This window comes from Pseudomonas sp. sp1636 (genome assembly GCF_030376615.1).
Classification (GTDB): Bacteria; Pseudomonadota; Gammaproteobacteria; order Pseudomonadales; family Pseudomonadaceae; genus Aquipseudomonas.
The window spans coordinates 90,624-109,368 of record NZ_JARRAB010000015.1 but is presented as its reverse complement, the minus strand read 5'-3'; the positions used below and the strand labels follow the sequence as shown (position 1 = coordinate 109,368).

The 18,745-nt window shown below is 61.9% G+C and carries 21 protein-coding genes; 12 read left to right on the top strand and 9 right to left on the bottom strand.

Annotated features, from left to right (window positions below):
- Positions 1-124: 124 nt before the first annotated feature.
- Positions 125-748, bottom strand: coding sequence for a trimeric intracellular cation channel family protein (locus P8H27_RS15575; RefSeq protein WP_289638517.1), 624 nt, complete (start codon positions 746-748; stop codon positions 125-127).
- A 7-nt stretch (positions 749-755) separates the two neighbouring features.
- Complete coding sequence (gene gorA, locus P8H27_RS15570) at positions 756-2,114, bottom strand: glutathione-disulfide reductase (RefSeq protein ID WP_289638516.1); 1,359 nt, start codon at positions 2,112-2,114, stop codon at positions 756-758.
- Positions 2,115-2,208: 94 nt separating this feature from the next.
- Between gorA and P8H27_RS15565 the strand changes: the two genes are divergently transcribed.
- A complete protein-coding gene (locus P8H27_RS15565) occupies positions 2,209-2,631 on the top strand; it encodes a VOC family protein (RefSeq protein ID WP_289638515.1) in 423 nt (140 codons plus the stop codon).
- Between the two features lie 55 nt (positions 2,632-2,686).
- On the opposite strand, the gene galU is transcribed toward P8H27_RS15565, so the two are convergent.
- Complete coding sequence (galU, locus tag P8H27_RS15560; protein WP_289638514.1) at positions 2,687-3,526, bottom strand: UTP--glucose-1-phosphate uridylyltransferase GalU; 840 nt, start codon at positions 3,524-3,526, stop codon at positions 2,687-2,689.
- Positions 3,527-4,040: 514 nt separating this feature from the next.
- Between galU and P8H27_RS15555 the strand changes: the two genes are divergently transcribed.
- From P8H27_RS15555 to P8H27_RS15515, 9 genes are all read left to right on the top strand, one after another.
- The gene (locus P8H27_RS15555; protein WP_289638513.1) at positions 4,041-4,571 is read left to right on the top strand and encodes an iron transporter; all 531 of its coding nucleotides are present in this window, start codon (positions 4,041-4,043) and stop codon (positions 4,569-4,571) included.
- A 45-nt stretch (positions 4,572-4,616) separates the two neighbouring features.
- Positions 4,617-4,949, top strand: a complete 333-nt coding sequence (locus tag P8H27_RS15550) for a cupredoxin domain-containing protein (protein ID WP_289638511.1) — start codon at positions 4,617-4,619, stop codon at positions 4,947-4,949.
- A 23-nt stretch (positions 4,950-4,972) separates the two neighbouring features.
- A complete protein-coding gene (locus P8H27_RS15545) occupies positions 4,973-5,839 on the top strand; it encodes an FTR1 family protein (protein ID WP_289638509.1) in 867 nt (288 codons plus the stop codon).
- Entirely contained in the window at positions 5,827-7,209 is a 1,383-nt protein-coding gene (locus P8H27_RS15540) for a 4Fe-4S binding protein (RefSeq protein ID WP_289638508.1), read from the top strand. The genes P8H27_RS15545 and P8H27_RS15540 overlap by 13 nt, the downstream gene beginning before the upstream one ends.
- A gap of 146 nt (positions 7,210-7,355) precedes the next feature.
- Entirely contained in the window at positions 7,356-8,033 is a 678-nt protein-coding gene (locus P8H27_RS15535; protein WP_289638507.1) for a Crp/Fnr family transcriptional regulator, read from the top strand.
- 79 nt (positions 8,034-8,112) lie between these two features.
- Positions 8,113-8,535: a putative zinc-binding protein gene (locus P8H27_RS15530; RefSeq protein ID WP_289638506.1), complete on the top strand. Its 423-nt coding sequence runs from the start codon at positions 8,113-8,115 to the stop codon at positions 8,533-8,535.
- Between the two features lie 219 nt (positions 8,536-8,754).
- Positions 8,755-9,264, top strand: a complete 510-nt coding sequence (locus tag P8H27_RS15525; RefSeq protein ID WP_289638505.1) for a DnrO protein — start codon at positions 8,755-8,757, stop codon at positions 9,262-9,264.
- A gap of 107 nt (positions 9,265-9,371) precedes the next feature.
- Positions 9,372-10,055 (top strand): Crp/Fnr family transcriptional regulator, encoded by a 684-nt coding sequence (locus tag P8H27_RS15520; protein WP_289638504.1) that lies wholly within the window; start codon positions 9,372-9,374, stop codon positions 10,053-10,055.
- Positions 10,056-10,096: 41 nt separating this feature from the next.
- On the top strand, positions 10,097-10,288 hold the full coding sequence (locus P8H27_RS15515) for a DnrP protein (protein WP_289638503.1): 192 nt from the start codon (positions 10,097-10,099) through the stop codon (positions 10,286-10,288).
- A 103-nt stretch (positions 10,289-10,391) separates the two neighbouring features.
- Here P8H27_RS15515 and P8H27_RS15510 read toward each other — a convergent pair whose 3' ends face one another.
- From P8H27_RS15510 to P8H27_RS15485, 6 genes are all read right to left on the bottom strand, one after another.
- Positions 10,392-12,233, bottom strand: a complete 1,842-nt coding sequence (locus P8H27_RS15510; RefSeq protein ID WP_289638501.1) for a nitric oxide reductase activation protein NorD — start codon at positions 12,231-12,233, stop codon at positions 10,392-10,394.
- Positions 12,234-12,334: 101 nt separating this feature from the next.
- On the bottom strand, positions 12,335-13,765 hold the full coding sequence (locus P8H27_RS15505) for a cbb3-type cytochrome c oxidase subunit I (protein WP_289638500.1): 1,431 nt from the start codon (positions 13,763-13,765) through the stop codon (positions 12,335-12,337).
- Positions 13,766-13,768: 3 nt separating this feature from the next.
- The gene (locus P8H27_RS15500; RefSeq protein WP_289638499.1) at positions 13,769-14,209 is read right to left on the bottom strand and encodes a cytochrome c; all 441 of its coding nucleotides are present in this window, start codon (positions 14,207-14,209) and stop codon (positions 13,769-13,771) included.
- Between the two features lie 296 nt (positions 14,210-14,505).
- Positions 14,506-14,760: a cytochrome C oxidase subunit IV family protein gene (locus P8H27_RS15495; protein ID WP_289638498.1), complete on the bottom strand. Its 255-nt coding sequence runs from the start codon at positions 14,758-14,760 to the stop codon at positions 14,506-14,508.
- An 11-nt stretch (positions 14,761-14,771) separates the two neighbouring features.
- A complete protein-coding gene (locus P8H27_RS15490) occupies positions 14,772-15,359 on the bottom strand; it encodes a cytochrome c oxidase subunit 3 (RefSeq protein ID WP_289638497.1) in 588 nt (195 codons plus the stop codon).
- Positions 15,343-16,122 carry a CbbQ/NirQ/NorQ/GpvN family protein gene (locus P8H27_RS15485; protein WP_289638528.1) on the bottom strand — a complete coding sequence of 260 codons (780 nt, stop codon included), beginning with the start codon at positions 16,120-16,122 and terminating at the stop codon, positions 15,343-15,345. The genes P8H27_RS15490 and P8H27_RS15485 overlap by 17 nt, the downstream gene beginning before the upstream one ends.
- A 260-nt stretch (positions 16,123-16,382) precedes the next feature.
- On the opposite strand from P8H27_RS15485, the gene P8H27_RS15480 reads away from it, so the two are divergent.
- The gene (locus tag P8H27_RS15480) at positions 16,383-18,068 is read left to right on the top strand and encodes a nitrite reductase (RefSeq protein ID WP_289638495.1); all 1,686 of its coding nucleotides are present in this window, start codon (positions 16,383-16,385) and stop codon (positions 18,066-18,068) included.
- A 64-nt stretch (positions 18,069-18,132) separates the two neighbouring features.
- Entirely contained in the window at positions 18,133-18,744 is a 612-nt protein-coding gene (locus tag P8H27_RS15475) for a NapC/NirT family cytochrome c (RefSeq protein ID WP_289638494.1), read from the top strand.
- The last annotated feature ends 1 nt before the right edge of the window (position 18,745 follow it).

Here is an 18,745-nt window from a genome sequence, read left to right as displayed (position 1 = left end):
TCTAGGCCCGAACCATGCCCCCTCGCGTTGTAAAGGCTGAGGTCTTATCGGGCTGAAAGCTGCCCGTCGCAAACGGCAGTTTTCGACAAGGATCAGACCCGCTGATCCGGCCGTTCGATCATGCTCAGTCGCGATCGAGCAGATGGAAGCGTGGCAATGAGAAACGCCAGCGAATCGCCGCCAGACGGATAAACAGCACGGTGAGCATGGCGATGCCGGTATCCAGCCAGTGCGGCGTGTCCAGCGCGCGCAGTCCGATAAACACCAGGGCGCCGGCAATGCAGGCGGTGGCGTAGATTTCTTTCTGGAAGATCAGCGGTATTTCATTACAGATCACATCGCGCATGACGCCGCCAGCGACTCCGGTCATGACCCCCATGATCACCGCGGTACTCAACGGCACGTGGTGCTGCAAGGCCACTTCCGTACCGATCACGGTGAATACGGCCAAACCGAAGGCATCGGCGATCAGCAGTCCCTTCTCATGAATCGGTTGCGTGAAGCGTACCCACACCACGGTGCCGATAGCCGCCAGGGATGCGATGACGATATAGGTGTCGTCACGTATCCAGCTGACCGGATGATTGTCGAGAATCACATCGCGCAAGGTTCCGCCGCCCAGCGCGGTGATGACGGCGATCACCAACACGCCGAACAGATCCATGGATTTACGCCCGGCCATCAAGGCGCCGGTGATGGCGAATACGGCTACGCCGAACAGGTCGGACAGGTAAAAAAGTTGCGGCATGGGGTTTTCAGCTGGTCACGGGGGCGCGCATGGTAACAAACTCTTCGGCAGCCGTCGGATGCACGCCAATGGTCTCGTCGAAAATCTGTTTGGTCGCCCCAGCCTTCAATGCCACGGCAAGGCCCTGGACGATTTCGCCGGCTTCCGGACCGACCATGTGGCAACCCAACACCCGGTCGCTGTCGGCATCCACCACCAGTTTCATCAGGCTGCGCTCCTGGCATTCGGTGAGGGTCAGCTTCATCGGCCGGAAACGGCTTTCGTAAACCTCCACCCGGTAGCCCTCAGCCCTCGCCTGCTCTTCGCTGAGGCCGACGGTGCCGATATTCGGCAGGCTGAAGACCGCCGTCGGAATCGTCCGATAGTCGACCGGGCGGTATTCCTCGGGTTTGAACAGTCGGCGTGCCAGCGCCATGCCTTCGGCCAATGCCACCGGGGTCAGTTGTACCCGGCCGATCACATCGCCCAGCGCCAGAATCGACGGCGCGGTGGTTTGGTACTGCTCGTCGACCTTGATATAACCGCGCTCATCGAGTTCTACCGCGGTGTTTTCCAGGCCCAGATTGTCCAGCATCGGTCGCCGGCCGGTGGCATAGAACACACAGTCGGTTTCTAGTACCCGGCCGTCCTTCAGGGTCGCCTGCAGGCTACCGTCTGGCTGTTTGTCGATGCGTTCGATATCGCTGTTGAACTGCAGATCCAGGCCGCGTTTGCTCAGTTCTTCTTGCAGGTGCTGGCGCACGGCGCCATCGAAACCACGGAGGAACAACTCGCCGCGATACAGCAACGAGGTCTGGGCGCCGAGACCGTGGAAGATCGAGGCGAACTCCACGGCAATATAGCCACCGCCCACCACCAGCACACGCTTGGGCAATTGTTCGAGAAAGAAGGCTTCATTCGAGCCTATGGCATGTTCATGCCCGGGAATTTGCGGGATATGCGGCCAGCCTCCGGTGGCGATAAGGATGTGCTTGGCGCTGTAGCGCTGGCCGCCGAGCTCCACGCTATGCTCATCGAGCAGACGCGCATGGCCCTCGAGCAGGGTCACGCCGCTGCCCAGCAGCAGGTTGCGGTAGATGCCATTGAGACGTTCGATCTCACGGTTCTTGTTGCCGATCAGGGTCGACCAATCGAAGGTCGCTTCACCTAGCGACCAACCAAAACCCTGGGCCTGCTCGAAGTCCTCGGCGAAATGCGCGCCGTACACCAGCAGCTTTTTCGGCACACAGCCAACATTCACGCAGGTGCCGCCCAGGTAGCGGCTTTCGGCTACTGCCACGCGCGCACCATAGCCGGCGGCAAAGCGTGCAGCACGCACACCGCCGGAACCGGCGCCGATTACAAACAGATCGAAGTCATAGGTCATGGTTGGCCTCCAAAGCAGGCCGCCAGCATAACCCAATCGCGGCACAATCCTGTGCAGAGCCTAAGCTTGAGAGGTCGTAATGAGGAGAAACGCCATGCCCCCTACCCTCACCCATCTGGCCTTGCATGTGGCGGATCTAGATGCCTGCGTGGCGTTCTACGCCGATTTCTGTGGCATGCGCGTGATCCACCAGCGCCTGGGCAAGGGCTCGCGTATCGTCTGGATGGCCGAGCCTGGCAGAGAACATGCCTTCATCTTCGTGATCATGCCGGGTGGCCAGGATCGCCAGCTGGCCGCCGACGATTACAGCCATTTCGGTTTCGCCGTGGCCAGCCGCGAGCAGGTCGACCGGATCGCGGCCAAGGCGCAGGCGGCCGGCTGTCTGATCTGGGCACCACGCGATGAGCCCTACCCCGTCGGCTATTATTGCGGCCTGCGTGACCCGGCGGGCAACTACGTCGAGTTCAGCTACGGCCAACCGCTGGGGCCAGGCTCGGAAGCGCTGCCGATTCCCTGAGCCCTTAATACAGAAAGCCACCCGAAGGTGGCTGGCTGCTCGAGCTCAACTCGGCTCAGAAAGCCTTGCCCGGTTTGTAGAGGTTCTCGAAGCAGAAGTTGGTGGCCTCGATATAGCCTTCCGCACCACCACAGTCGAAGCGTTGGCCCTTGAACTTGTAGGCGAGTACGCAACCGTCCTGGGCCTGCTTCATCAGTGCATCGGTGATCTGGATTTCGCCGCCCTTGCCCGGGGGGGTGTCTTTGATGATGTCGAAAATATCCGGGGTGAGGATGTAACGACCGATGATCGCCAGATTCGACGGCGCATCTTCCGGTTTGGGCTTCTCGACCATGTGGTTGACCCGGTAGATGTCGTCGCGAATCATCTCGCCGGCGATCACGCCATACTTGTGGGTCTCCTCCGGCGGCACTTCCTGAATGGCGACGATCGAGCAGCGGAACTGGTTGTACAGCTTGACCATCTGGGTCAATACCCCGTCACCTTCCAGGTTCAGGCACAGGTCATCGGCCAGCACTACGGCAAAGGCCTCGTCACCGATCAGCGGACGGGCGCAGAGAATCGCGTGGCCGAGGCCTTTCATTTCGACCTGACGGGTGTAGGAAAAGCTGCACTCATCGATCAGGCGGCGGATGCCTACCAGGTATTTTTCCTTGTCGGTGTCGCGGATCTGCTGTTCCAACTCGTAGCTGATGTCGAAGTGATCCTCCAGCGAGCGCTTGCCGCGGCCGGTGACCATGGCGATCTCCGTCAGCCCAGCTTCAAGCGCCTCTTCGACGCCATACTGGATCAGTGGCTTGTTCACTATCGGCAACATCTCCTTGGGCATGGCCTTGGTTGCAGGTAGAAAGCGTGTGCCGTAACCGGCTGCTGGGAACAAGCATTTCTTGATCATGAGACTCCTCAAAGTTGGCAAATGCCCAGGCAGTCTATCAGGCTGTACTGGCCTTACAATCTCCGGGCCGTTCGAACGGCGTCGCGGCAGGGCAAGCCCGACACGGCGAGCTGCGCTGAACCGTCAAGGATGCCGGCCAGCGAATACGAGCGGCGCGCGCACCTCGTCACGGCTTCGACGGCACATGCGCGGAGCAGAGCTATCACGCCAGCACAACAGGCTTGTGACACCAGTGGCGGACGCTATCATGCAGCAGCACAGAATCAATATAATCAGCATGTTGAGCTATACTTTTAAGGTTGTTCATGCAAAGCCGCTTGCCTCCGCCAGGCGGTTATGGCTCCAGCCCCGCCGGCCAGTCGCCTCTCTTCGCCGGCACAGCGCTAAATGTCTACCGCTCCGCTCGAATATATTTCACCAATACAAACCTGAGTATTGACGAGAATCATTATGGTTAGTGTGGTTTGCCTTTAAGCTTGGTCTTCACCAGCCCCAAGCTAAGAGGACTACATCAATGCGTGCACCGCTTTCCCTTTCACTCGCCCTTTTGCTAACCGCCCCCTTGGCTCTGGCCAAGGAGTATCCGATTGGCCAGCCCCAGCAGTGCGCGGGCATGGAAGTCGGTGCGGTGTACCTGCAGCCGATCGAGATGGATCCGCCGGGCATGATGCGGCCCTCCGCCGACTCCGACGTGCACCTGGAAGCCGACATCAGCGCCCTGGAAAATAACCCGCATGGCTTCCAGGAAGGCAGTTTCGTGCCTTACCTGAACATTTCCTTCGTGTTGCGCAAGGTCGGTAGCGACGACGAAATCAAGGGCGATTTTCACGCCATGGTCGCCAATGACGGTCCGCACTACGGCGACAACCTCAAGCTGTTTGGTCCCGGCAAGTACAGCCTGACCTACAGCATTCTGCCGCCAGGCGGCCATTCGATGTTCGGCCGACATACCGACAAGGAAACCGGCGTTGCGCCTTGGTTCGAGCGCTGCGAACTGAACTACGAGTTCACCTATGCCGGCATCGGTAAGAAAGGCGGCTATTGATTCAAGCGGGCGCGGCACTCCAGCCGCGCCCCACCGGAGACCGTTATGTCGCGTTCCTTGCTAGTACTGCTGTGGGTGGCCTGTGGACTACCCTTATCGACCTTCGCGGCGAGCCTGCCCAGTTACGAGCTGGTCATCCGCGACGGGCATTTTTCCCCGCAATATTTGGAAGTTCCGGCCGGCCAACGCTTCAAGATCATCCTGCACAACCAGGGACAAGGTCCGGCCGAGTTCGAAAGCATGCCGTTGCGGGTAGAGAAGGTGCTTTCTCCCGGGGTCACCTCCTTTGTCGTGATTCACCCGCTCAGGCCTGGCCAATACCCCTTTTTCGACGAGTTCCATCTCGAGCTGCCCAAGGGCGGCATCATCGCCAAATGAAGTTGCTGCACCAGGAGTGTTGAATGAACCAGTCGCTGTTCATCGTATGGCGGGAAAGTGTCGAGGCTTTGCTGGTGATCGGCATCCTGCACGCCTGGATCAGCCAACAAGCCAGGCCTGGGCGGGCTCGGCTCTATCTTTGGGTCGGGGTGTTCTGCGGTTTGCTGCTGTCGGGTTTGTTGGCGCTGACCGTGCTGTTCGCCGGCGAGTGGCTGGCCGGCACGGCCGGCGAGTGGTTCCAGGCCACCCTGGTGCTGCTGGCCAGCCTGCTGATCCTGCACATGGTGGGCTGGATGCGCCAGCATGGACGCACGCTCGGGCGGAATCTGCGGCAGGCCGCCGACAGCCAGTTGAATAGGCGCGGCGGACTCGGCCTGCTGTTTCTGGCCATGCTCGCAGTGGCCCGCGAAGGCAGCGAAACCGTGGTCTTCCTCTATGGCATGGGCGTGCACAAACAAGGCCTGGAACTCTGGCGTTTCGCCCTGGGCGGAGCCTTGGGTCTGGGCTTGGCCCTGCTGACTTTCGTCATGCTGCAGCGCGGCAGCCGGCTGATCTCCTGGCAGCGCTTCTTCTCGCTCAGCGAGGCGGTGCTGTTGCTGCTCGGCGCGGCACTGCTGGTCGCCGGACTCGATCGCATCAGCGGCCAGTTGATGGCTATGGATCTGCCCGAACAGCTCTATGGCTGGTTCGGCGACGCCCTCTGGGACAGCTCCGCCGGGCTCGATGACGCCAGCGGGCTGGGGGCAGTGTTGGCCAACTTCGTCGGCTACCGGGCTCAGCCCTCGGCCGCCACGGTGACAGCCTTGGTCTGCTACTGGGGGCTGGTCGGCTGCTGGCTGCGACGGCTGTCGTCGAAAAGCTCAGCGGATGGCTCGACATGCCCGGCATAAGCCGACTGAACCAGATTGTCGGCGGTTTTGGCGATGCCCTGCGCCGGCATGCCCGGGTGATCCGAGCCGTGCAATGGGCGGTCGTGGTCTTCTACCTTCTGTTGCTGGTCGCTCCGGCGCTGCTGCCTTTGCCGGGCAATCAGGCGCGTATTCTCGACAACCTGACCCTGCTCGCCCAGTTCATCTTCTGGGGGCTCTGGTGGCCCTTCGTGCTGCTCTCGATCCTGCTGTTCGGTCGGCTCTGGTGCGGCGTGCTCTGCCCCGAAGGTTCCCTCAGCGAGTGGATCAGTTGGCGCGGCCTGGGCCGTGGTACGCCGCGCTGGATCCGCTGGAGCGGCTGGCCGACCCTGGCGTTTATCCTGACCACCGTTTACGGCCAGTTGATCAGCGTCTACGACTACGCCCAGGCGGCCTTGCTGATCCTCGGTGGCTCCACCGTGGCGGCGATGCTGGTGGGCTTTCTCTATGGTCGTGGCAAACGCGTCTGGTGCCGCTACCTGTGCCCGGTCAGCGGCGTGTTCGCCCTGCTCGCCCGTCTGGCGCCGCTGCACTATAAGGTCGACGAACAGCGCTGGCTGGACAACCTGCCGCCGCACCAGTCGCCGCCCAACTGCGCGCCGCTGCTCGACATCCGCCGCATGCAGGGTGGCGCCGACTGCCATGCCTGTGGTCGCTGCAGCGGTCAGCGCGGCGCCGTGCGGCTAAGCGCCCGCCCGCTGAATGCCGAAATACTGATCGTCGGCCCACGGCACGCCAGCCATTGGGACAGCAGCCTGCTGCTGTTCGGCGTCATCGGTCTGGCCATGGGCGCCTTCCAGTGGACGGTCAGCCCCTGGTTCATCAGCGCCAAACAGGCGTTGGCCGGCTGGCTGGTGGAGCGCGACATCTACTGGCCGCTGCAAGCCGATGCGCCCTGGTGGCTGCTGACCCACTACCCGTTGGCAAACGATACCTTCAGTTGGCTCGACGGCCTGCTGATCCTCGCCTATCTGTTTGCCAGCGCGCTGCTGCTAGGCGGCGGGCTGTGGCTGCTGCTGCGGGCTGCGGCCCGGCTGGTGGGGCGGACGGGGAATGCCTTCGAACACCTGGCGCTGAGCCTGATCCCGCTGGGCGCGTGCGGGCTGTTTCTCGGCCTTAGCGCCACCACCGTCAAGCTTCTGCGCTATGAGGGCCTGGCTCTGGCCTGGGCGCAACCGGCCCGCGGCGCCCTGCTCATCGGGGCAATTGCCTGGTGCCTGTGGCTCGGCTGGCAGGTGCTCGAGCGTCATGGCGCCCGCGGAGTGCGCCGACTTGCGGCATTTGCCTGCCTGCTGTTGGGCTCGGCCGGAGTCGGCTATGGTTGGTGGTTGCAGTTCTGGGGCTGGAGTTGAGTCCCATGCGGGGGGCCGATGCCCCCTTCCTTCTTGCCAGTCTTGTCCCATCGGCCGCAGACTTGTTCGAGATCAAGGAAGTACTGGCCGCCGACCTTCTAGCATGCACGTCCGAGTAATCCCGGGCTGGCGTTGTGGGAGAGACCATGCTGACCGAACCATCACTAGTTGCGCAGTTGCGCCGTCATCACCTGTTCAGCCGGCTACCGGAAGCGGCGCTACAGGAAGTGTGCGCCTCGGCCAATCTCAAACGCCTGCCTGCTGGCGCTGCATTATTCCATCAGGGCGATAAGGCCGATCGCTTCTATTTCCTCTTTAGTGGCCAGGTGAAGCTGCATCGGGTGGTCTGCGACGGCCAGGAAAAGCTGGTGGAAATCATTCGGGCCGGCGAATCCTTTGCCGAGGCCCTGCTGTTTACCGGCGCGCCGCATTATCCGGTCAGCGCCACCGCGCTCAAGACCTGCCAGATGGCCAGCCTGCACGCCTCGCAGTACCGGCGCCTGTTGGAAGAACACCCGAGCATCTGCCTGGATATTCTCGCCACCCTGAGCATCCGTCTGCACGAGCGGCTGAACGAGATCGACACCCTGACCCTGGCCAACGCCAGCCATCGGGTCAGACGGTTTCTGGCCCAGGCCCAGGAAGCAGGCGACGGGGTGATCATGCTCGATGTGCCGAAACGCCTGGTCGCCTCGAAGCTGGGCATCCAGCCGGAGACCTTTTCGCGCATCCTCCATCGGCTGATCGACTCGAAGGTGATTGCCGTACAGCGCAGGCGCATCGAAATCATCGACCTGCAGGGGCTGAACAGCTACGACGACTAACAGAATTGATCGCGATCAACGTCAGCCGCTGCATGGCCGTCAAACTGGACGGCCTGCTGACGTGTGAAGGGAGCACGCAATGTCCAAGACAACTCACCCTCTGGTCTACTCCTGCTCTGGTTGCTCCAACGTGGCGCAACTGGCGAACACCCTTGCCGTGCGCTTGGATCGTGCGGGCCTGGCGGAGATGTCCTGTATCGCCGGGGTCGGCGGCCACGTCCAGGCGCTGGTGAGCAAGGCCAGCTCCGGGCGGCCGATCCTTGCCATCGACGGCTGCCCGCTGCACTGCGTTCGCGCTTGCCTGGCCCAGCACGGCATCAGCGCCGACGTGCACATCACCCTCAGCAGCTACGGACTGCGCAAACGCTACCGCGAGGATTGCAGCGCGGCAGAAGCCGAGGAGCTGTTCGAAGACATGCGCCGCATCATCGCCAGCGACCTCGCTCGCCCGCGCCAGACCCCGACCACCCTTACCTCCCACGAGCAGCCGCGGCTGCTGTAGGCATGCCGCGGGCCGCCCAGAGCGGTCTCGCCGTCATGGTTAAAATCACCCGTTATGGTTTTTATGACCATTGCCCTCTGCGGTTATTTTTACCACAAATGCCAATTAAAGCCTTTATAATCAATGGGTTGTAGATGGCATGCGGCTTGCTATTGCTAAAAGGATAGCCGCCCATTTTCGCGCCAGCTAAGCGCGATGACCGCCATACAGGGAGTCTCCATGAAAAAAGTTATCCAGCCACTAGCCTGGTACCTGGTTCTGGCCTCGGTATTGGCCATGGCCAGTGGCATTGCCTTGAGCTTCGCCACCGGCCCGGCCATGGCCGCCAGCAGCCAGCACCAGCACCAGCACGGCGCCGGCGAGCACCTGCCACTACCGCCGCCAGGGCAGCAATGGGCCAGCGATGCCCCCTTGCGCGAGGGCATGGCCCACATCCGCCAAGCGTTTGTTCAGGCGTCTCACGAACCCATCGATGATGCTCAGGCCCGCGAACTGGCACAGAGGATCGAAGCCGAGGTTGCTTCGATGATCAGCCACTGCGTCCTGCCGGAAAAAGCCGACGCGGCCCTGCACGGCCTGTTCGGCGAACTGTTGCGGGGCACCCAGGCGCTGGTTGTCAAGGATCAGCGCGAGCAAGCCATGGCGCAGGTTGTGACGGCGCTGAATCGCTACCCGCAACTGTTCGACGATCCGCATTGGCACGCGTTGGAGATGCCTGCACAGCATTGAATTGGGGCGCCCGCTCGCTGCGCCCAGCACCGCCCGTACCGTCTGGGCTAAACTCCGAGGTGATCTCGGGACTGATCCTCACCCGCCAAGCAATCAGGATGCCTTTTATGGTGCTTCATCGCGTACATAACCAGATTCTTCGCAGTCACCATTTGTTCGAGCCGTTGAACGATGAGCAAATGGATGAGCTGATGAACTCCAGCCAACTGCTCAGCATCGACAAGGGCGAACCGCTGTTCCGTCAGGACGAACCGGCCCACTCGTTCTATTTCGTGATCGCCGGCGCGGTGAAGATCTACCGCCTGACACCGGACGGTCAGGAGAAAGTTTTCGAGGTCATCGGCAATCGGCAGACCTTCGCCGAAGCCATGATGCTGATGGATACCCCCAAATACGTCGCCTCGGCCGAGGCGTTATGCCCCACCCAGCTCTACCGCATCGCCAATAGCACTTACATGCGTCTGCTGCAGAGCAATAGTCGGCTGACCTTCGCCCTGCTCGGCAAACTCTGCGTGCGCCTGCACCAGCGGCTCAACGAGATCGAAACCCTGTCACTGAAAAACGCCACCCACCGCGTGGTGCGTTATCTGACCACCCAGCTAGCCAGCCTGCCGGCCGGCGGTAACAGTTTCGAGCTACCGATGGCCAAACAACTGATTGCCGGGCACCTGTCGATCCAGCCGGAGACTTTTTCGCGGATCATGCGCCGCCTGATCGACGAGGAAATCATCACCCAGGAGGGCCGTCAGGTCAGCATTATCGATCGCCTGCGCTTGGAGCAATTCGAGTGAAATCGCTGTCCTCGCCTCTACTCGAACAATGAGCGGTCGCCATGCCTAAATGCCTGTATTGCCAACAAGACAACCCACCCCGTGAGCCGGAGTGTCGCAACTGCGGCATGCCGCTGCCGGTGCTGGCCGACAGCGCCGGCGAACGGCGCCAGCGGCGCTTTCTGTGGTTCTGCATCGGCCTGAGCCTGTTCTGCGCCGCAATGATCCTCTGGCTGCCTCGCAGCATTGCCTGAGCCGCCGCGCGGGGTGCATGGCGCACTCCTGCGCGCAATCAGTCCCACCACCACCTAACAGCCGCGGACTGTGTCGCGCCCCGGCGCCTGACCGTTCGACCGTTCATGCCTGGGTCAACTGCCGATACAACTGCGGCAGGCGCAGCGGCAGTTGCTGCGGCTGGCGGATCTGGGTGTAGCCGTTGGCGCCGAACATGTACGGCAGATAGTCGCCGGCTTCGCTATCGATGGTGATGCAGAACGGCAACAGACCCTTGCGCCGTGCCTGCAGCACCGCCTCGCGGGTGTCCTCGACGCCGTAACGGCCTTCGTAGAGATCCAGGTCGTTGGGTTTGCCATCGGTTACCAGCAACAACAGCTTGCGCCGTTGCTTGCAGGCACCGAGCAACTCGGTGGCCTGACGGATGGCTGCGCCCATGCGCGTGTAATAACCGGGTTTGAGCGCTTGAATGCGCCCGCGGGTGCCATCGTCGTAGCGTTGTTTGAACGACTTGAGTTCCTGCATGCGCACCTGCTGGCGGCGCAGGGAAGAGAAACCATAGAGGGCGAACTGGTCGCCCAGGGCCGATAACGCCTCACCGAACAGCAGCAGGCTGTCGCCGATCACGTCGATCACCCGGTGTTCGTCGTCCAGGTGCGCGTCGGTGGACATCGACAAATCAGCCAGCAGCAGGCAGGCCAGGTCGCGGCGGTTGGGCCGCTGTTCCATGAACAAGCCCCGCTCGGCGCACTGGCCGTGCTGGCGCTCGACATGAAAATCCAGCCAGGCTTGCATATCCAGCTCAGATCCCTGAGGTTGCTGGCGCAGCCACTGGCGATCATTGCGCAAGTGCTCGAACTGCCGCCGCAGCCGGCTCGCCAAGGGCGCCAGGCGCAAGGGCAGCGGCTGCGGCTCGCTGCCGCGCGGCACCATCATTTGCAGGTTGACGAAGTCTTCACGCAGGCTCTGCTGGCGATAATCCCACTCCGGCAGCTTGATGCCCTCGCCCAGCGGAATGTCGTCGACATCTGCCGGCGGCAGATCGAGGTGCAACTTCAGCCCGCCGCCCTTGCGCATGCGCTGCTTGGACAGGGCCAGTTCGTCGAGATCCTCGGCGACCCGCGCAGCGTCCAGGTCTTCGCTGTCGTCGGTGCAGCGATCCAGCTCGACATGCTCGGACCAACTGAACAGGTTTTCCAGGCGGAAGATCAGTAGGCCGCCCTTGCTGGTGCTTTCCTCGACCCGCTTGGCGCGCTTGGGCCCGACCTTCTGCTCGCCCGGCGGAGTCAGCAGGTTGCCCTCGCTCTCCTCGTTCAGCTGGCTGGCCTGGGGTTCGCCAAGGTTTTCCGCCGGGTACAGCCACATCGGCAGCGGCCAGGGTGCCAGCTCGCTACGCGGGAAATGCTCGACGCTGCCCGGCTCGCGCAACGCCTGTTGCAAAGCGGCCTCCAGCGCGGCCTCGCCCCTGCCCAACTGGGCGGGATCCGGGCGCAATTGCAGATGGGCTTCGACCAGGCGCTGGTAGCGTGGACGCAGGGCCGGGTAGCGCTGCAGCAGGTTCAGGGTCCAGCGCTGATTGTCGCGCGCCCAGTGGCGCATCTCGCCCGCCTCGGCGGCCAGCAGCGCCAGCCAGCGATACAGATCCTGATTCAGCGCGACCTCGGGGTACACCGCCAGGCTCGGCGGCAGACGCAGATTGCTCGCATCGCACCAGGCCACTGGCAATTGCTTGCAGGTACCGGCCACCTGTTGCAGCAGGTTACGCCGCAGCACCAGATCGCGGGCACTGGCGGCTTCCACGCCAACTCCGCTGGCGCCCCCCATGGCGCGGAACAGCAGGGCCAGGGGCCGCTGCATGCTGCTCAGTTCGACTCGCGCTTCGGGAAAATCGGGGCTGGCGCGACGGGTGATAAAGCGGTGCCAGACACTGCCCACCCACTCTTCCAGTTCGACGGTAAAGGCCATCTGCTTCACCTTTATTGAATCACCCTGCCCCGTAGGGAAAGGCAAGAATGCAAAACGGCCCGCTGTACCAGCCGGGCCGAGATCTATTTACCGCGCACCGCTTAGGCCGAAACGGCTGCAGCGGACTCTTCACGGGCCGTGGCCCGGGCACGCTGTTTGAAGCTGTACAGGTAGCAGATCAAGCCAATCAGGAAGACCACCCCGGCCGCCAGACGCAGCCAGAAGAACACGGCCAACTGGTCGACGGTATTCATGAACGACAGCGCAGTGCCATCCACCGGCAAACGCTGCAACTGTACCTGCACCACGCCTGCGGCGGTGAGGAACAGGGTGATTGCCACCATCGACAGGGTCATCAGCCAGAAGCCCCAGATTTCAACGGTTTGCGCCCGCTCATCCGGCGCCTCGCCGAGGCCGCGCAAGCGTGGCATGGCGTAGCTGATCAGGGTCATCACGATCATCGCATAGGCGCCGTAGAAGGCCAGGTGACCATGCGCTGCGGTGAGTTGCGAACCGTGGGTGTAGAAGTTCACCGGCGCCAGGGTGTGCAGGAAGCCCCACACGCCTGCACCGAAGAAGGCGGTCACGGTAGTGCCCTTGGCCCACAGGGTGGCGGCGCGGTTCGGGTGCTGGCGACGGCGCTTGCCGACCATGGTGAAGGCGAACAACACCATGGCGAAGAAGGGAATCGGCTCCATCGCGGAGAAGATCGAACCGACCCACAGCCAGACCTCGGGCGCACCTATCCAGAAGAAGTGGTGACCGGTACCGAGGATGCCGGTGATCAGGGCCATGGCGATGATCACGTACAGCCACTTCTCGACCACTTCACGGTCTACCCCGGTAACCTTGATCAGGACGAAGGCGAGCATCGCACCCATGATCAGTTCCCATACGCCTTCCACCCACAGGTGCACCACGAACCACCAGTAGTACTTGTCGCGCGCCAGGTTTTCCGGGTTGTAGAAGGAGAACAGGAAGAACACCGCCAGGCCGATCAGACCGGTCATCATGACCATGCTGATGGTGGTCTTGCGGCCCTTGAGCAGGGTCATGCCGATGTTGTAGAGGAAGCCCAGGGCGACCACCACTATGCCCATCTTGGTGATGGTCGGCTGCTCGAGGAATTCCCTGCCCATGGTTGGCAGCAGGTCATTGCCGGTCATCTTGGCCAGGCCCGCATAGGGCACGAACAGATAACCGAGAATGGTCAGCACGCCAGCGGCAGCAAATACCCAGAACAGGATAATCGCCAGTTTCGGGCTGTGCAGCTCGCGGTCGGCCTCTTCCGGAATCAGGTAATAGGCCGCCCCCATGAAGCCGAACAACAACCAGACGATCAGCAGGTTGGTGTGCACCATCCGCGCCACGTTGAAGGGAATCAGCGGGAACAGGAAGTCACCGACCACGTACTGCAGGCCCATGATCAAGCCGAACAGGATCTGCCCAAGGAACAGCATCAGGGCAAACACGAAGTAGGGTTTAGCCACGGCTTGCGAGGCGAATTTCAGATGTGGATTGGCAATGGTCATCTATCAGCCCTCCTTGTTTGGCGGCCAGTCGTTGGTATCGATCTTCGAAGTCCACTTGAGGAACTCCGCCATATCGTCCACTTCTTGCTCGCTCAAGTTGAATTGCGGCATCGCCCGGCGACCTGGAATGCCCAGCGGTTGCGCTTTCATCCAGGCATGCAGGAACGGCTTGAAGGCCGCCTCATCGCCACGCCGGGTGAACACATTGCCCAGTTCGGGCGCGAAGTAGGCACCCTCGCCGAGCAGGCTGTGGCAGCCGATGCAGTTGTTGTTTTCCCAGACCGCTTTGCCGCGTACCACCGACTCGTTCATCTCCGACTCGTTGCTACGCTCTGGAAAGGTCTGCTCTGTGTGATAAGTCAGGGCCAGGAATACCAGGAAGAAGAACACGCTTCCCCCAAAGTAAATATTCCTGGCCATGCTTTTAGTGAAGGTCTCTGACATGGGCGCTTCCTCTTTGCTTGGCGTGACCATTCTAGAAAGCCGGCTAACGAAACCTGCTTGATCGCAATCAAGAAAGCCCGATGGTTTTGCTCGGATATGGTTTTGGAATGGGAAAGCCGGGAGCAGGACGCGGGAAATAATGGTGGCCAGGCCTGGCGTCCGCAGCATGAGCGGGCACAGGAGGCGAATGGGCTGGCGCACAACCTTGGCAGGTCGTAACCCCGTATGGCAACCCTGCTAGACCGCCCGAATAAGCGCCAGCAGGCACCGCGTTGCGCGGTTTATCCCGGCGCCGTTCACCAGAGCTGCAGCGTCAGCAGCACGCCCAGCGCCATCGCGACCGGCCAGCCGAGCAATAGCCCGCGCCACAGGCGCGGGGCGTGGCGCAGCTCCATGAAGCCGTCGGTGATCACCCAGGCCTTGCCCAGGGCTGCCAGCAGCACAGCCGCCGCCAGCAGCAGGGTCGCCCCGCTATTGCCCAGTTGCACACTGGCCACGGAGAGCATGGCCAAGGCCAGCCAGCAGAAAATCAAAGTACTCGAAGCAGACATGGTGGCCTCATCTAATTCAGCACATACACCAGCGGAAACAGCAGCACCCAGACCAGATCGACCATGTGCCAATAGAGCACGCCTGATTCCAGCGCGCTGCAATTGCCCGGGCCATAGACGCTCTGCCGGCAGCGCTTGGCCAGCCAACCGAGGATCAACAAGCCGAGCAATACATGGACGAAATGAAAGCCGGTGAGAATCCAGTACAGGGTAAAGAAGGTGTTGCGCTCCATACCCAGCCCGGCATCGATCAAATGGCTGTACTCGCCGAGCTTCAGCAGCACATAGACGCTGGCCGACAGCACTGCCGCCAGCAACAGCCATGCCCCGCGCCGCGCTCGAGCCTGGCGCACCTGCTCCTGGGCCAATGCGGCGAACAAGCCGGAGGTGAGCAGGCTCAGGGTCAGCGCCAGGCCGGTGGAGCTGTCGAGCAGTTGGCGACTGTCGTGGAACAGTTGGGGCTGCAATGCCTGAGCCACCGCGAAGGTGAGAATCAGCAGCGCGAAAACCGTTAGCTCGGCGAGGATGAAGAACCACATCGCCAGGTCGCCCGGCAGATGTCGGGGCGGCCGAGCGGCGGCGTCAAGCGAAGTGGACATCGACCACATCCATCAGGGCGGCGACGGTCTGCGGGTCGTCCGACAAGGGTTCGGCCAGACATGCCAGGCAGGCCTCGCGCGGGCTCATGCCGGCGCCGATCATGCGTGCGGTAAAAATCAGCAAGCGGGTCGAGGCCACCTCCTCCAGATCATGCTGCTCCAGGCGGCGCAATGCCTGCCCCAACTTGACCACCTGGGCCGCCAAGCCGATATCGACCCGTGCCTCGTTGGCGACGATGCGCTCCTCTTCGGCCACCGGCGGGTAGTCGAAACGCAGGGCGACGAAGCGTTGCCGGGTGCTCGGCTTCATGCCCTTGAGCAGGTTCTGGTAGCCGGGATTGTAGGACACCACCAGCATGAACCCGGGCGGCGCGCGCAACACCTCGCCGGTGCGTTCCAGGTACAGCTCGCGGCGATCGTCGGCCAACGAATGGAGAACCACGGCGGTGTCCTGGCGCGCCTCGACCACCTCGTCGAGGTAGCAGATGCCGCCCTCGCGCACCGCGCGGGTCAGCGGACCATCCTGCCACCAGGTGCCTTGCGCACCGATCAGGTGACGACCGACCAGGTCGGCGGCGCTCAGATCGTCATGGCAGGCCACGGTATACAGCGGCAAGCGCAACTGGTGCGCCATGTACTGAATAAAACGGGTCTTGCCGCAACCGGTCGGCCCCTTGATCAGCACCGGCATACCGTGCCGCCAGGCCTTTTCGAACAGCACTTCCTCGTTGCCCAGGGCTTGGTAGAAGGGCGTGGCGCGCACGGCGGCGGTTTCGACTGGATTCACGGGCGCATTCACAACGGGTACCTCACCTAGGGTGATTGATCATGCCTAAACCCTACCCGCGACAAGACGTCACGCTCAAGCACTCTGGCGAACTCACTTGATTGCCGTCAAGCAAGTCGGCGATGGGTTCCCCTAACGATGGCTTCGCGAGCAGAGCTAGACGAAGCAAAGAATCAGCCGTATCGCCGTTACTTAGCCGGAGTCGCTAAAGCACTCCACAAAGGAGCACCATCCATATGAGTATCGTCACACGCCCACTACTGACCGGTTTCATTGCCGGTCTGTCGTTACTCGGCCTGTCGGTCGCCCATGCCAACAATCCGCCCGATATGACGGCTGAGGAAAAGGAATCAGCCAAGCAGATTTACTTCGAACGCTGCGCCGGATGCCACGGCGTACTGCGCAAGGGCGCCACCGGTAAGAACCTCGAACCCCACTGGGAAAAGACCGACGCCGACGGCAACAAGACCAACGGCGGTACGCTGAAGTTGGGCACCAAGCGCCTGGAAAAAATCATCGCTTACGGCACCGAAGGCGGGATGGTCAACTACGACGACATCCTCACCAAGGAAGAAATCAACCTGATGGCGCGCTACATCCAGAACACCCCGGATGTGCCGCCCGAATTCTCCCTGCAGGACATGAAAGACAGCTGGAAACTGATCGTTCCGGTTGACCAGCGGCCGAAGAAGCAGCTGAACAAGATCAATCTGAAGAACGTGTTTGCCATCACCTTGCGTGATGCGGGCAAACTGGCGCTGGTCGACGGCGACACCCACAAAATCTGGAAGGTTCTGGACACCGGCTACGCCGTGCACATCTCGCGCCTGTCCGCCTCCGGTCGCTATGTCTATACCGTGGGCCGCGACGGCCTGACCACCATCATCGACATGTGGTACGAAGAGCCGACGACCGTCGCCACCGTGCGCCTGGGTTCCGACGCCCGCTCCGTAGACACCTCCAAGTTCGAGGGCTTCGAGGACAAGTACCTGATCGGCGGCACCTACTGGCCGCCACAGTTCTCGATCATGGACGGTGAAACCCTCGAGCCGATCAAGGTCGTTTCCACTCGCGGGCAAACCGTGGATGGCGAGTACCACCCCGAGCCGCGCGTCGCCTCCATTGTCGCCTCGCACATCAAGCCCGAGTGGGTAGTGAACGTGAAGGAGACCGGGCAGATCATGCTGGTCGACTACACCGACATCAAGAATCTCAAAACCACCACCATCGAGTCGGCCAAGTTCCTCCATGACGGTGGCTGGGATGCCTCCAAACGCTACTTCATGGTCGCGGCCAACGCCTCCAACAAAGTAGCGGCGGTCGACACCAAGACCGGCAAGCTGGCGGCATTGATCGACACCGCGAAGATCCCGCACCCCGGTCGTGGCGCCAACTTCGTGCACCCGAAATTCGGTCCGGTCTGGTCCACCGGCCACCTCGGCGCCGATGTGGTGTCGCTGATCTCCACCGCATCCGACGAGCCTCAGTACGCCAAGTACAAGGAGCACAACTGGAAGGTGGTGCAAGAGCTGAAGATGCCGGGCGCCGGCAACCTGTTCGTCAAGACCCATCCGAAGTCCGAGCATCTGTGGACAGATGCGCCGATGAACCCCGAGCGCGAAGTGGCCGAATCGGTCTATGTGTTCGACCTCAACGACCTGGACAAGGAGCCCAAGCGCCTGGATGTGGCCAAGGACTCCGGCTTGCCGGAAAGCAAGGCGATCCGCCGCGCCGTTCACCCCGAGTTCAACGCGGCGGGCGACGAAGTGTGGATTTCCCTGTGGGGCGGCAAGGCCGATCAGTCGGCCATCGTCATCTATGACGACAAGACGCTGAAGCTCAAGCAGGTGATCACCGACCCGGCGATCGTCACGCCGACCGGCAAGTTCAACGTTTACAACACCATGTACGACGTTTACTGACCCGAGTCGCAGGCGTACTCAGCCGTCGCCCGTCCGGGCGGCGGTTGAGATTAGGAGCAAGGCTATGATCAATCGAGACACACCACCCGAACACAAACAACCCACCGGACTTTGGGCTCGCCTGCGCAGGCCGAGCCTGACCTGTTCGCTGGGCGGCCTGCTGATTGTTGGCTTTGTCCTCGGCATCCTGTTCTGGGGCGGCTTCAACACGGCCATGGAGGCGACGAACACCGAAGGCTTCTGCCTGTCGTGTCACGAGATGCGCGACAACGTCTACCCGGAATACAAGGAGACCATCCACTACACCAATCGTACCGGCGTACGCGCGGTCTGCTCGGACTGTCACGTCCCCAAGGACTGGACCTACAAGATGCTCCGCAAGATCGAGGCCTCCAAGGAGGTGTGGGGCAAGATCATCGGCACCATCGATACCCGCGAGAAGTTCGAAGCCAAACGCTTGGAGCTGGCACGCCGCGAGTGGAAGCGAATGAAGGCGGCCGACTCACGCGAATGCCGCAATTGCCACAGCCTCGAAAGCATGGAAGCCGAATCGCAGAAACAGCGGGCGCGCAAGCAGCATGAAATGGCCCGCGAAGACAACATGACCTGCATCGATTGCCATAAAGGCATTGCCCACCATAAACCGCAAGGCATGACCGAAGCAGACGAAGAGTAGC